General features: G+C 47.1%; 9 protein-coding genes and 1 pseudogene. 1 reads left to right on the top strand and 9 read right to left on the bottom strand.

The features are described from left to right. Positions 1 to 97: 97 nt before the first annotated feature. Together ACX1DY_RS16095 and ACX1DY_RS16090 are read right to left on the bottom strand one after the other, a co-directional pair. The gene (locus ACX1DY_RS16095; protein ID WP_458965206.1) at positions 98 to 1123 is read right to left on the bottom strand and encodes a LacI family DNA-binding transcriptional regulator; all 1026 of its coding nucleotides are present in this window, start codon (positions 1121 to 1123) and stop codon (positions 98 to 100) included. After that, entirely contained in the window at positions 1116 to 2246 is a 1131-nt protein-coding gene (locus ACX1DY_RS16090; RefSeq protein ID WP_458965205.1) for an amidohydrolase family protein, read from the bottom strand. Before ACX1DY_RS16090 ends, ACX1DY_RS16095 begins: the two co-directional genes overlap by 8 nt. 212 nt (positions 2247 to 2458) lie before the next feature. Between ACX1DY_RS16090 and ACX1DY_RS16085 the strand changes: the two genes are divergently transcribed. Then, positions 2459 to 3010: a hypothetical protein gene (locus ACX1DY_RS16085; protein ID WP_458965204.1), complete on the top strand. Its 552-nt coding sequence runs from the start codon at positions 2459 to 2461 to the stop codon at positions 3008 to 3010. A gap of 159 nt (positions 3011 to 3169) precedes the next feature. Here ACX1DY_RS16085 and ACX1DY_RS16080 read toward each other — a convergent pair whose 3' ends face one another. The 7 genes and pseudogenes from ACX1DY_RS16080 to ACX1DY_RS16050 all read right to left on the bottom strand — a co-directional run. After that, a complete protein-coding gene (locus tag ACX1DY_RS16080; RefSeq protein WP_458965203.1) occupies positions 3170 to 7246 on the bottom strand; it encodes an S-layer homology domain-containing protein in 4077 nt (1358 codons plus the stop codon). Positions 7247 to 7527: 281 nt separating this feature from the next. Next, positions 7528 to 8760 (bottom strand): aminopeptidase, encoded by a 1233-nt coding sequence (locus ACX1DY_RS16075; RefSeq protein ID WP_458965202.1) that lies wholly within the window; start codon positions 8758 to 8760, stop codon positions 7528 to 7530. Positions 8761 to 8895: 135 nt separating this feature from the next. Next, positions 8896 to 10239, bottom strand: a complete 1344-nt coding sequence (locus ACX1DY_RS16070; RefSeq protein ID WP_458965201.1) for a sensor histidine kinase — start codon at positions 10237 to 10239, stop codon at positions 8896 to 8898. After that, positions 10240 to 10953 carry a response regulator transcription factor gene (locus ACX1DY_RS16065; RefSeq protein ID WP_458965200.1) on the bottom strand — a complete coding sequence of 238 codons (714 nt, stop codon included), beginning with the start codon at positions 10951 to 10953 and terminating at the stop codon, positions 10240 to 10242. It lies immediately after the preceding gene. A gap of 151 nt (positions 10954 to 11104) precedes the next feature. Then, positions 11105 to 11554 (bottom strand): hypothetical protein, encoded by a 450-nt coding sequence (locus tag ACX1DY_RS16060; RefSeq protein WP_458965199.1) that lies wholly within the window; start codon positions 11552 to 11554, stop codon positions 11105 to 11107. A 108-nt stretch (positions 11555 to 11662) separates the two neighbouring features. After that, positions 11663 to 11956 (bottom strand): hypothetical protein, encoded by a 294-nt coding sequence (locus tag ACX1DY_RS16055; RefSeq protein WP_458965198.1) that lies wholly within the window; start codon positions 11954 to 11956, stop codon positions 11663 to 11665. A gap of 80 nt (positions 11957 to 12036) precedes the next feature. Further along, positions 12037 to 12972: pseudogene (locus ACX1DY_RS16050) on the bottom strand (hypothetical protein); the annotation flags it as partial.

Below are 12972 nucleotides of genomic sequence, written 5' to 3'. Positions count from 1 at the left end.
TCGAATTTAGTCACATATTAAGAGGGCAGCATCCGTTTCTCCAGAAACGGCAAAGAGGACACACGGCAGTAGATGCCAAAGTGTCCCCTCAATAGAGTTAAATCGAACGCACCGAATCCCGCCGGACCAGCTCTGGCATAACCTTCAGAGTGCGTCCGGCCCCTCCGTTTATCAGTTCAAGCAGCAGCTCCGCGGCACGTATTCCGAGCTGTTCGAAGCGGTGGCGGATTGTGCTGAGCGGCGGATTGGTATAGGCGGTAAAATAAGTTCCGTCGTAGCCTACCATAGAGAGATCTTCAGGAACAGAAATTCCGTGGCGGGCCAGCTCCATTATCGCTCCCATGGCCATCATATCGTTAGCACAGCAGACGGCTGTCAGCTCGGGAAAGCTTTCCTTCAGTTCGAGAATAGCCTTCGCCCCGCTAGCTCCACTGAAATCTCCTATTCTCTTTAGCGCCGGATCATGCCCGGTCCCGGTTCCGTTCCGAAAAGCGGCACAAAAGCCTTTATAACGTTCTTCACAAATGCTTAAATGCTCCGGCCCATTGATGTAGCCTATCTTCTCATGCCCCAGCTCCAGCAGATAGGAACCGGCCATTCTCCCGCCTTCGTAATTGTCCGAGACAGCAAGCGAACAGCGCGGCCCCACGGCAGAGCCCATATTTACGCTAGGTACTTGCAGCTTAATCGCTTCTCTGATCAGCGGATGCTCCTTACCGAAAGGCTGCATGAACACACACCCCTCCAGGCTGCGCATCCGCACCCATTCGGTTAAGCTGCCAGGCCGATACTCCTCTTCCCCAAACGGGACGGAAAAAATCAGAATCTCCTTCTGGTATAACCGCAGCCCTTTGCGTAAGGAGGCAAAAATATCATCAAAACCGCGATTTGATTCCGATTCCAGCTCAGGCATAAAGATCCCGACCAGATTGCTTTTGCGTGTCACCAATTGCTTCGCACCAAGGTTCGGAACGTAGCCGAGCTCCGCTGCCGCCTCTTGCACACGGGCGATTGTCCGGGGATGAACGCCGTAGCTGCCGTTAAGTGCTCTCGATACTGTACTGACCGATAAACCCAGCCTGTCGGCGATGTGCTGAATCGTTATGTCCAATTGATTATTCACCCTTTGCGGCTTCCGCCAAAATTTTGCCGGCTGCGGCCTTTGACAGTTTTGCCTCATCATAACTCTTGCCGGTCTGCCGTTCAAGCTTGCGGATTGCCTTCAATTGTGTCTCTGTAGCCGGCTGGGCTTCAATGATTGCAGCGAGATTGTCATGGGCGATTTTACGGGCAATTGCCGGATCGTCAAGAAGCTCAATCATCCGGTACATCGCATCAATTGCTTGTTCCTCGCCGCCTATCCCATAACCGGAGTCTGTGCTGAGCATGAAGCGGTCCGGGTATTTTTTCATCACAGGAATATATAGTTCAGGATGCTTGCCGCTGTCAGGATTATACACAGAGAACCCGGCGAAAAAATCCGCATACAAATTAGGATACTTGCCGAGCAGACGGTCGACCTCTTCCGGCGTGTTGTACGCATTGATATGGGCGAAAATAATGATCGTATCCGGATGCTTCGTAAGCGCCTCCTCAAGCTTCTCAACCGGCATGCCGTTTGGAGGATCAATATGCATCAGAATCGGCGCCTTGTAAGCTGCGATAAGGTCGTAAATCTGCGGAAGATAACCATCCATCGGATCATTGGCCTTCCACGCCACCTTGGACATGGCCGGCGAGGCCGTTGAAGCGCCTGCCACCTCTCCCAGCCCGAAGTAGCCTTTCTCCAGATTGCTCTTCACCACCTCCAGACTTCCCTTGTCATGCAGGTCAAAGCCTGAGAAATAAGGTATAATCAGCTCCGGGTATTGCTGGTAAGCATTCCATGTGGTCTCATCTGTATCAATCGCCGCCGGCTCGGAAGAATTGCCGAACAGCACTACCTGATGCACCCCATTTTCTTTCCAGGTGTTCAGCATCCCCCGGTATTTATAGAAGCTGGCCCCGTGGTTGTGGGCATCAATAAGCTGCAGCCCTTTATATTCTGCAACTAAATCGGCTAGTGGAGTCTCCTCCTCTACCGGATTTTCGCTTGGTTCCGCAACCGTTTCCACAATCTTTGGTGAAGGAGCGGCGGTCTCCTTGACCACTTCGGCTTTCTCTGTCTGATCATTACTTGGATACCAGAAAACCAGGGCTACTAGTACAATCACAATGCCTGCTGCGAGCAAAATATATTTGCGCATGAGCATCACCCTCCCATTGATTTTCGGGAACGTTCCCGAATATACGCAAATCATACTTTGTTTACAGATATATGTAAATGATATTTTTGGGAACGTTTTCTTTTTTACTATACCAAACTCTTTCTATACTTGATTTCTCCCTTGTTCAGCCTTATTGCCGTGATATAAAGTTGCAGTAGAATCATACAAATACTATAGAAAGTGGGTTTGAAATGAACATCGAAGTTAACCTCGCCTCTCATGCTGAGGCCTATATCATCAAGAATCTGTATCCGCTCTACCTGCATGATTTGTCCGGGCATTATGGGCTTACAGGTGGAACGGTCCTTAACCGGCATGGGATCTTTGAGGAAAGTCCCGAGCTTAGAACCTTGGCTGACCAATATGACGTTCAGAGCATCTGGTGGGAGAAGCCCGGTGTGCTGTTTCCTTTCCTGTTCAGGATTGATGGCATTCCTGCAGGCTTCGCCTTTGTCGCAACCCCGCCCCACTGCGCGAAGAGAGTTGATTTTTTTATGAATGAATTTTTTGTGCTCCAGCCCTTCAGAGGCACTGGTTATGCCCAGCAGGCCGCCATGCAGGTATTCGAACGCTTCCAAGGCCAGTGGGAGCTGTTCACCAATCCAGCCGAGAAGAACATTGTGGGACAGAAATTCTGGCGTAAAACCGTGTCGGCTTATACCGGTGGACATTATGAGGAAAAGCTCAGCGAGACGTTCAATGGACATATGCTGGTGTTCAGATTTAATAATGCTCCTAAATAAGGTGTACGGGGAGCGTGATGAACGGAGTACGCACTAACATTCGGCATGCGTGAGCTTTTTCAAATCCGCCTTGTCTGTGAAAAAAAGAGAGCTGCCCCCTTTTGGAAGGGACCGCTCTCTCTAAAAAAGAAACCTCAGCCAGCTTCTGAATGTGCAGAATTAAATCAGCTTCAATGCACGCAGCATACGGTAAATCAGTTCCGCACTCTCCGCTCGTGTGGTTTGTTTATTGGCTTGAATGGCAAATGCATCCTCACTCTTAAGCAAACCTTCTTTAAGCATTGCATCTACAGCATTGGAAGACCAAACTTTATAACCCGCTGAAGCTGCGAATTGTTGAAGATTTCCTGTGTCGTTGTGTACATAACCCCCATACAGAAGAGCCTGGTAAATAATAGCTACCATCTCCTGTTGGGTGATCGTCTGTTCAGGCTTAAAGCTGCCGTCTGTGTAACCTTTAAAAAGACCTGCCTGAACGGCAGTAGACACACTTCCTGCATACCATGCTCCCGGCTTTACATCTTTAAAGGAAGTTTGCGCAGAGGAAGGAACAATCCCCAGTGTTTTGACCAGCAGTGTAGCTGCTTCCGCACGGGTCACTAGATTGTCAGGCTTAAAAGATCCATCATCGTAGCCCTTAACTACCATGCGCACCGCCAATTTGTCTATGGCTGCTTTGGCAAAGTTCGCAGACGGGACATCCGTAAAGCCGCCCTTTCCGGCGATCAGTGAATATACGGAGTTCCCTTTTCGATAAATGGTTGCAGTAATCTTGTCTCCATCTTCAGTGATTACTGCGGGGACAGTAATAATCTCTCCTAAGTAAGGATTAAGCATAACCGCTGACAGCGAATCTATCGACTGCGCTGGTTTGTTAAGTGTAATGATATGACCGATAAAGCGGTCAGCATTGGTTATCTCGACGGATGCTCCACCTGTGATTTCTTTGGTGATGGAGAATTGGTATGGCTGGCCCACCTGTACAATCTTCTGTGCGGTGAGGAGCTTATTTGCCGTCTCAGCCACCTCAGCTTTTAATGAAGAGATTGTGAGGACAATATTAGTTTTCTCCGCTTCTGTAGCAGATAATCCCAATACATCGGCAGGAACGACAAAACCGTTGTTGGCACCTTGGATCTGTATGACAGCATCTTTATCTTTTCCAGTAATCTTAAGGATCTGGTTCCCACTTAGCGTTACTTTGCTTACATCTGCAACTTCAGTGAGCGATAAAACGATCTTATTTGCTGACCCGCTCCATTTGGCCAATTCAGTGTCAAGCACTTTGTCATCAAGCTTAACAGCCGCAAGGGAGGTTCCATCAGTATTTTTACTAACCTCGGTAACAGTAAGCTTGCCGGTGTTGATGCCCGCTACAGGAGCTACTACACTCGGAAGAGCGCCACCGCCACCACCACCTGGACTGACTCCGCCACTACCACCAGAGCTTCCACCACCGGAGCTTCCGCCACCAGAGCTTCCGCCAGAATTGCCACCATTCGTGTCAACCTTCCATGGGTACTCTTTTAGCACATAAAAGCTTTCATGTTTGCCGACTGATGTAACCGAAACGAGCACTACATTAATAATCTCATTAAGGTTCAACTCTTTAAACACTACCTTAGTACTGTTAGCATCTACAACCTTCTCACCATAGAGCTCTCCAAAGTATGAATATACTTTAACCTTGTCTCCTGGCTTCAGCCCGGTAACCGTGACAGAATCGGCCGCACCTGGTGCATTTACGACCGTAATTTGATCAGGATCAGGTGCAATCGTCATTCGATCCCCAATCGCTGCTAGGGAATATCCTGGAGCCATGCTGCCATCCTGATCCAGTAATCTCACTGAGATTGTAAATGCACCGTCCGGTATCACTGTACCCATCGGAATTGGCAACTCATATTTCGTTTGACCGGAAGCTTCAACTATTCCAATAGGACCGCCAATAACTCCATCTTGATCAGCAAAAAATACGGCATATTGATCTCCGGAAACTTCTCCTTTAGCAGCCTCAAAGCTTACTTTACCGCCAATGGAAGCTAGGGATGAATCAGTGTCAACAAGCACAGGATTTTCCGCATAATAGGTACCATAATCCCATAAACGAATGATTAGTTGAGAATCAATTTGCGGTACGAGCCCTTCGAAGTTTTTATATACCATTGGAATAATGGCTATTTTTTTCACTGAAGCCGAAATGCTCTTGTTCAATTGATGAATGTAGGTTCCATCTGACTGTTTTTCGAAAGAATAGAAACTATCATCGTATATACCATCTACAGTCTTATTGTCCGCATCATAATAACTGATTTGATAGCCCCTGACATCGAGTGTTGAATCCCCAGGTGTCATGATTAGTTCTCCGCTGATTCTCTGCGGAGTGAAATCCTCATCAATAAATGAGGCAGAAATCGGCCGCAATTCATTTTTAATTCCACTTTTCATGGTATCATAGCTGTCAAATCGGTACAGAGTATACTGTAAAGTGTCTGTAGATGAATTCCCCGAATCCAAAAGAAGAATTTGCCCATCATTTTTAATATAACCAAAGCTTGATGTAAACGGAAGTTTGAATAATTCCTTAAAAGTGTCCCTGTCGTAAAAAGCATTGGTAGAGAGTACCAGGTTATCCTTTGCGGTTAACAAATGTGCGTAAAAATTGTTTTCTTTATATTCTCCGTAAAGGTTCTTTAGATCATTTTCAGCATATCTGTGAGCGCCGTAATAAATATAGCCGCTATCTACTGTAATCTCTTTATTTCCTCCATCACCATACTTGGTCTGATCCAGTGAAATTTCACCTGTAGCAGTATTCATCTGAGACAAAGAGCCACCGCCGATATACAGCATGGACGCATCCTGATTTAGAGTAAGCGTTGGTTGTTGATATCTCTCCAGCAAATTAGTATACACAGAATCAAATACACCTACATGCGCAGGGAAACCCGAATCAGTGTAATAGACCTTTCCTACCCCCGCGGCAACATCTGTAGTAATATCTCCAACTTCCAGCTCCTTAATTGGAGCCATAAAATCAGTTTCATTCTGAGTATCAATCATGGCAATGTGACTGCTGCCACTGAGTGATACATAGATAACACCATTGCGAATATCAATATCAGTAGGCAATGAGCCGATATAACGGTCAGCAACAACCTTGAAGCTTTCAGTATCTATTTGCAGCAATCTGTTCGGGTATTCAGATATGGCGTACAGGTACTTCTCGTTTTTTCCCATAGCCAACGCTTTAAGCCTATTATTAAAAGTAATTCTATCTTTTCCGTTGCTGTATTCGATAGCCTTAGGAGGAGTAGTTGGCAAATCGAGTGCATATTTGTGAATGGCTGTTCCCCATATGTCAGTACTGTACAAATTGTGAGCATTGTCGACCTCAACCAATAGCGAGTTTCCGTCCCCATATGAAGCGACCGCTGTTCCTTCCGCCTTGGTGAATATCCTGGAATTGCTATAAACATAGTCTTGGTCAACAGCCAAGATATCTTCCACAGCGGTAGAGATTATTCTTCTGTCTCGTGTATCAATGCGAAGCGTACCATAATAAATATCGCTGTCGTTAACCAGTAATGAGCTAGCGAACTTGTCTACTGAAAACGTCGACCAAAGCTTCTCACCATACGTCGAGGTATAGGCAGTAAGCCGGGCTCCGTGGTCTGATCCCACAAACAATTGATGGGACTGAGGATCAGTATCCAGAAGCGCATAACCAATTTCCGTATCGATAATGGTATCCGTTTCAGAAGCAAGGTCAACATGATGTATATTGGCATGATCGTAATTGGAATAGTAGAGATCATTTCTATCTATAGCAATCTGATCTGGCTGATCTTTGATTGCGATAGAATGAACTAACATCTTGCTGTCCAGGTCGACAACTGCGATATAAGTTGCGCCCCTTAAGGCAATATACAGCTTGTTGTCTACAAGCTCCATAACATTCGGCTGGCTGCCCACAAAGATTTTTTTGACAAGCTGCATGGTATTCTTGTTAATAAACAGTAGTTCGTTAGTCTCAGGCATCGTTGCGTACAAATAACCTCTCTGCTCGTCTACTGTCATACTGCCTATCCTTGAATCAGTTGGGAAAGAACTCACTTCTTGAGCTGAACCTAAAGCCGCCACCTTCGTAACCGCAAAACCATAAGGCATAATACTGGTGATACATAAGGCAATAATGCTTAAAAGTGCCATCTTTCTTTTAAAATTACGAATCATGAACAATCTCCTCTTCCAATATTTTCACACCCATTTTCTAGTATATTGCATGGTACATAACGATGTATATAAAAAAGAATTAGTGGAAAAGTACTGGTTGCCGACATACAAGCTATCAATAATACGCACAAAATGCTTATCACATGCTGATTCATGTGTATTGCCCCCCTCAAATCACCTGAGTGCGTAAGTCAAATCCAAAAAAAAGCTGCAAGCCCACCCTGAGATGAGCTTGCAGCCTTTTCAGCCTAATTGTACAGTCCGCTGTGGTTCACAGCAGGTTACAGCACCCAGTTCCCTTTGCGGAATACCGGTTCGATGGTCCCATCCGCCAATTCACCGTCGATATCGAGCTCAGCGGAGCCGATCATGAAGTCAACATGCGTCAAGCTGACATTGGCCCCCCGCTCCAGCAGCTCTTCACTGCTGAGTGAAGTTCCGCCTTCAATGTTGACCGGATATGCACTGCCAAGCGCAAAATGGCAGGAAGCATTCTCGTCGATTCCCGTATTGTAGAAAATCCGGTTCAGCCGGGAAATCGGCGAATCATGCGGCACCAGGGCCACTTCTCCCAGATAAGAAGCTCCTTCATCCGTTTCCAGCAGTGAGGTCAGGTGCTCCCGTCCGGATTTGGCATCATAAGCGGTTACCTTCCCGTCTGTAAAAGTAATCGTTATGCCATCCACAAGCCGTCCGTTCAAATTGAGCGGCAGAGTGCTTGCCACCGTCCCGTTGACCCCCTTGCGATGCGGCATCGTATAGATTTCTTCGGTCGGCATATTGGCCACGAAGTACACGCCGCTTGCATTCTCGCCGCCGCCGCCGCGCCAGAGATGGCCTTCTGGCAGCTCGACATGCAGATCCGTACCCGGAGCGCGGTAGTGCAGACTTTTATAACGTTTGGCATTCATCCGCTCCTGGGATTGTTTGAGCTCGGCAATATGACCGCGCCAGGCCGCTACCGGGTCTTCACTGCCCACACGGTTCATCTGGAACACGGCCTCCCACATGGCCTCCACACTCTGCTCCTCGGGAAGATCTGCAAACACCTTGTCCGCCCAAGCCCGTGTCGGCGCTTTGATCAGCGACCAGCTAATTCTGTTGTTGCGGGTGTAGTTCTGATAGTTCTTCCGTGCCACCGCTGCTGCTTTCACTGCGGTTGACACCTTGGAGCCGTCGATGCCGCGGAACAATTCCGGATCAGGCACCTTAATATGTAATATCGCTCCGCCTTCCTCGGCGAATCCCTCCAGCATATCCGCATGCCACTGCGGGTAATAGCCGAAAGAGTCCTCTGGAGCTTTCTCGTAACGAATGCGGGTAACCTTCTCATCGTCCCAATCCACCAGCACGTATTTGGCTCCTGCTTCGTAGGCTTTGCCTACGATCAGCCGGGTCAAGTCAGCCGTTTCCAGCGGCGAATGAATCATCAGCACTTGTCCGGGCTGCACGTTCACTCCGACCTTGACCACCAGGTCCGCATATTTCTCCAGCATCACATCAAAATCCTTCATCGCTTCTTTTCCCCCGTATCCTTAATTGCTGTACCTCATGCGGGACATCCACGCTGACCGAAGCAGCAGGCGTTCCGTTTCCACAGTAATTTTAACGCAAAATACGCGAGGTTGCGAGTCTGACCCGGATTGGTATTAGCCTCCTGCCCCGGATGATCGCCCGAAATGCTTGATAAAACTGAACCGTGCTCCGCCAAGCGGGGAATCCGAATACGTTAACTCGCCGTCCAAATTCGCGGCAATCTGGCGGCATATCGCCAGGCCGAGTCCTGTAACACCATTAGCCCCCGTGTAAAAACGCTGAAAAACTACCTCACGCTCCTTTTCGCTTAATCCATTGCCATCATCGTCAATATGTATTGCCCACTCAGCTCCCGGAAAATCCGCTTCAACGCGCACATTGATTTGGCTCGATGTGTGTCTTACCGCATTCTGCAGCAGATTTACCAGTACACGGAACAACTGCTCTCCGGCGACAACGGTGTGCAGGCTATCCCCTTCCACATTCAGTTCAATGGCCCGGGCATTCGCCGCCGGCATAAGCAATAACGCCGCTTCCTCAGCCATAGCGCGAAGGTCGATTTCCGATGTCGGCCACTCTTCATCCACCGCCTCCAGCCTGGAAAGCTGCAGCAGCTTATCCACCATCTCCATCAGGCGCACCGACTGCGTCTGGATCACTTCAAGCCCCTCCTCTTGAGTGACCACCTGATCCTGAATGGCGAAGACAAAACCGTGAATCGACATAAGTGGTGTTTTTAGTTCGTGAGATACGTTCTGCAGAAACTCAATCTGATTGCGCTGATGCTGCTGTATGCGGTCAGACATAGATTGAAAGGTGGTAATCAGTTCGCCGATCTCCGTAGTATCACCCTTTGGAAAAGCAGCATCCGGTGAACGAAAAGGCTCATACCGCCCCACCGCTTCCTTTAACTGGTGCAATGGCCGCACGACCCTCGATACGGTAAGCAAACCAATAGCCAGGATGATGAAAAAGCTGAACCCGATCGACAGCAGTGTCGTTCTCATCAGTGACCCGTAGTGGGCTCTGAGCGAGGAGAGCGGAGCATAGATGAAAATAGCATAAGGACGGCCTGGCAGCGGCTCCTTGGTGAACAGAAATTTTTTACCGTGTAATATCGCTATCCCTTGCCGGCCGGAAAGTGTATATTTCAAAGTTGTTCCTATTTCCTTGTCGTCGTTCGCATCAATAATTTTATTGTGTGAGTCGAGTATAAGGTAATCCGCATCCAGCATTAGTCCCTTTACGACAAATTTGAATTCCGTGTTGTCCAGCCCGGAGATGTCGCCATCGCGCAATATTTTTCCTGCTTTTTCCGCCTGTCCGTGTAATTGTGCCTTGACCTGATTCACCAGGATATCATCAATCAGGCGTACGAACAGAGCAACCGTAATTCCAACCGTAATAACAAGCGCCAAAATAAAGGACAACAGCATCTTGCCTCTTATGGTGCGCATCTATAGTTTTCTCACGGTCGCTTTGTAGCCGAAGCCCCAGACCGTATTGATCAGTAGTGAAGAACCGTGTTCAGCAAGCTTTTTACGGATTCTTTTGACAAGATCGTCCACAACGCGGACATCCCCGAAGAAATCATAATTCCACACATGCTGGATTAGCTGCTCCCGGCCGAACGGCCGCTCAATATGCGACGCCAGAAACAGCAGCAGCTCAAATTCGCGCGAGGTCAGGCTTATTTCCTCGTTATTCACAGACACTCTGCGAAAATCAGGGAAAATCTCCAGGTTTCCAGCCCGGCATACACTCTCAGACTTGGACTGCTCGGAGGGTTCCCCCGGCGTGCTGTTCCCCAATTTCACCAAGCGCAGCATGGCCTTGACTCTGCCCACCAGCTCACGCGGATTGAACGGCTTGCTCAGGAAATCGCTGCAGCCCAGCTCCAGCCCTTGGATACGGTCGCTTTCTTCTCCCCGCGCGGAGATCATAATAATTGGAATCTCGGTAAACGAACGTAATTCGGTAAGCAGAGAAAGTCCGTCAATCCCGGGCATCATAATATCGAGAATCAGACATTCCGGCTCATCTGAGCGCACATACTCCACCAGATTTGTACCATTCGAAAAAGAAGTCACCTCATAGGCTTCCTTCCGCAAATACTCGGAGAGCAACTGTAAAATGAAAAGATCATCGTCTACCACCACTATTTTGCCCACCGTAAGTCACTCTGCCTTTCTATATCAGCGTCTTATATCTACAGGGTAACACAAAAAGACAAAAGACGGGAATCCTGCCTGCGGCCCCGTCTCAGTCAAAGAATACGCTGTGAAGTTAGTTAACCTGTTTTAAGTGCAAAAGATATAGTGCTTATTTCTTCTTAGGTTTTGCTGGAGTCTTCACTGTTGTTTTTGCTGGTGCTTTTGCAGGAGTCTTCACTACTGCTTTCGCTGGTGCCTTTGCTGTGGTTTTTGCTGGTGTTTTCACTGCTACTTTTGCTGGTGTTTTCACTACTGCTTTTGCTGGTGCCTTTGCTGTGGTTTTTGCTGGTGTTTTCACTGCTGCCTTTGCTGGAGTCTTCACTACTGCTTTTGCTGGTGTTTTTACTGCTACTTTTGCTGGAGTCTTCACTACTGCTTTCGCTGGTGCCTTTGCTGTTGTGGATTTAACCACTGCCGTGTGCTTCACAGCCGGTGCGGTTACCTTAGATGTAACTGCCGATTTAGCTGGAGCTGTTGCCGCGAATGCGCTTGTAGAGCCTCCCAACACACTCACTACTGCCAGTACTGCGATTGCTTTTCTTGTCCATTTGTTATTCATTTTATACCACCTCTTCCTTTGAAGTGATTTAAGCATAACAATTGGATACGGGAATTTTGTGAGACAAATATGAAAAAAGTATATGAAAGTCATCAAGTTCAGGAGTGGTCAATCTTCATCCTCTTCTATTAAAATTGCGTCTATTCGTTCCCTCTCTTCAGCAATTTGACGTGACAGTTCAAAACTGTTCATGAACATTTCAGGTGTTAGCTCTTCAGTTCCCATTGGGGTATGCTTTAGAATCCTAAATGTGACTTGATTAGTGGATAGTGCCTCAACTAAATATTTCATCTTGTCCATTTCCTCTTTGTTTCGGCGGTTTACAACCACTATTGGTTTCTTATCAGTAATACTATTTTTTAATTCAGTTAGTGAAGCATTTATTATTTTTTTGATAGCCATTAATAATGTACCTTTGATATCAGATTCGAGAACTAAAGAGAACGTAACCAATATATCTCACCTCTATTTCATATTTCCACCTAAAACTCCTCAGGGAATAGTGGATTCATGGGTTCACCTGGTAAACTCTTTCGGTATGAACCCCCATGCCATCTTTTTAGATGCTCTTTAATTGTCGCAGGGTATATTATCTCTCCCTTATCTGCTAGATGAGGATATTTTGAAACCGAGTAAGTATGATGCCCAGTAATAGTTTTTCCATCTAGAGTAGGTGCTTTATTATTTAAAATATCAATTATTTGCTCATCTGACCATTCACGCGTTGTTGGCTCACCATTCCTAATTCTAGCTCTTTCTTGGTCCCAGAAATTTTCAACCCCCTCATCTCTTCTAGAAGCAAGTCTTTTGTTCCACTCAAGTCGTCTCCATTCTTCTTTTGTTATTGTTCTATTCTTTACTTTATCTTCCAACCTCTTTTTTGTCTTATTGCCTAGTTGTTTATACGGACTGGACTTCGGCGTTAAATCAAGCCCTGCTTTTTGAGCTCTTGAAGTAACATCGTCAGCCATCTCATTAATACTATCAAAATCAATTTTACCGTTTTTACTAGCAATGGCCTTATTATAGACGTCTATTCTTTGGGAGTCTGTCAAGTTCTTGATCTTATCCAGTTCAGCCTGGGTACTGATTCCTGCTTTTCTGCCTTCCAGACTATCGACTTCTTCGATCGTTCCGTCAGCCAGCAATACCCAAGGATTAACCTCGCCGTACAGACGAATATGCTTACCCTTGCGCTCTAGCTTAAACTTCTTGAACTTGAACCTTGCAAGAATCCGGCCAAGCAGGCCCTTGAGCTTCTTAGCCCCCTTCATGAGCCCTTTTTGCAGGCTCTTGATTACGATTTTGCCGTTACGGATAATCATGCTGCCGCTCTTGGAGGCCAGCTTCGCTCCGCTTTTCAAAAGGCTCTTGATGCCCTTGGCTCCTGCGCCAGCTATTTTCTTCACACCTTTGGC

It is taken from the genome of Paenibacillus sp. BAC0078 (assembly GCF_054483875.1).
Note: the sequence above shows the minus strand (reverse complement) of the source record. Positions and strands in the feature narration are given on the sequence as shown.

What these genes read in the sequence shown, in the direction of transcription:
- ACX1DY_RS16055 (WP_458965198.1), bottom strand. Translation starts at nt 11,956, where the DNA reads ATGGCTATCAAAAAAATAATAAATGCTTCACTAACTGAATTAAAAAAT.
- ACX1DY_RS16070 (WP_458965201.1), bottom strand. Translation starts at nt 10,239, where the DNA reads ATGCGCACCATAAGAGGCAAGATGCTGTTGTCCTTTATTTTGGCGCTT.
- ACX1DY_RS16090 (WP_458965205.1), bottom strand. Translation starts at nt 2,246, where the DNA reads ATGCGCAAATATATTTTGCTCGCAGCAGGCATTGTGATTGTACTAGTA.
- ACX1DY_RS16060 (WP_458965199.1), bottom strand. Translation starts at nt 11,554, where the DNA reads ATGAATAACAAATGGACAAGAAAAGCAATCGCAGTACTGGCAGTAGTG.
- ACX1DY_RS16085 (WP_458965204.1), top strand. Translation starts at nt 2,459, where the DNA reads ATGAACATCGAAGTTAACCTCGCCTCTCATGCTGAGGCCTATATCATC.
- ACX1DY_RS16080 (WP_458965203.1), bottom strand. Translation starts at nt 7,246, where the DNA reads ATGATTCGTAATTTTAAAAGAAAGATGGCACTTTTAAGCATTATTGCC.
- ACX1DY_RS16075 (WP_458965202.1), bottom strand. Translation starts at nt 8,760, where the DNA reads ATGAAGGATTTTGATGTGATGCTGGAGAAATATGCGGACCTGGTGGTC.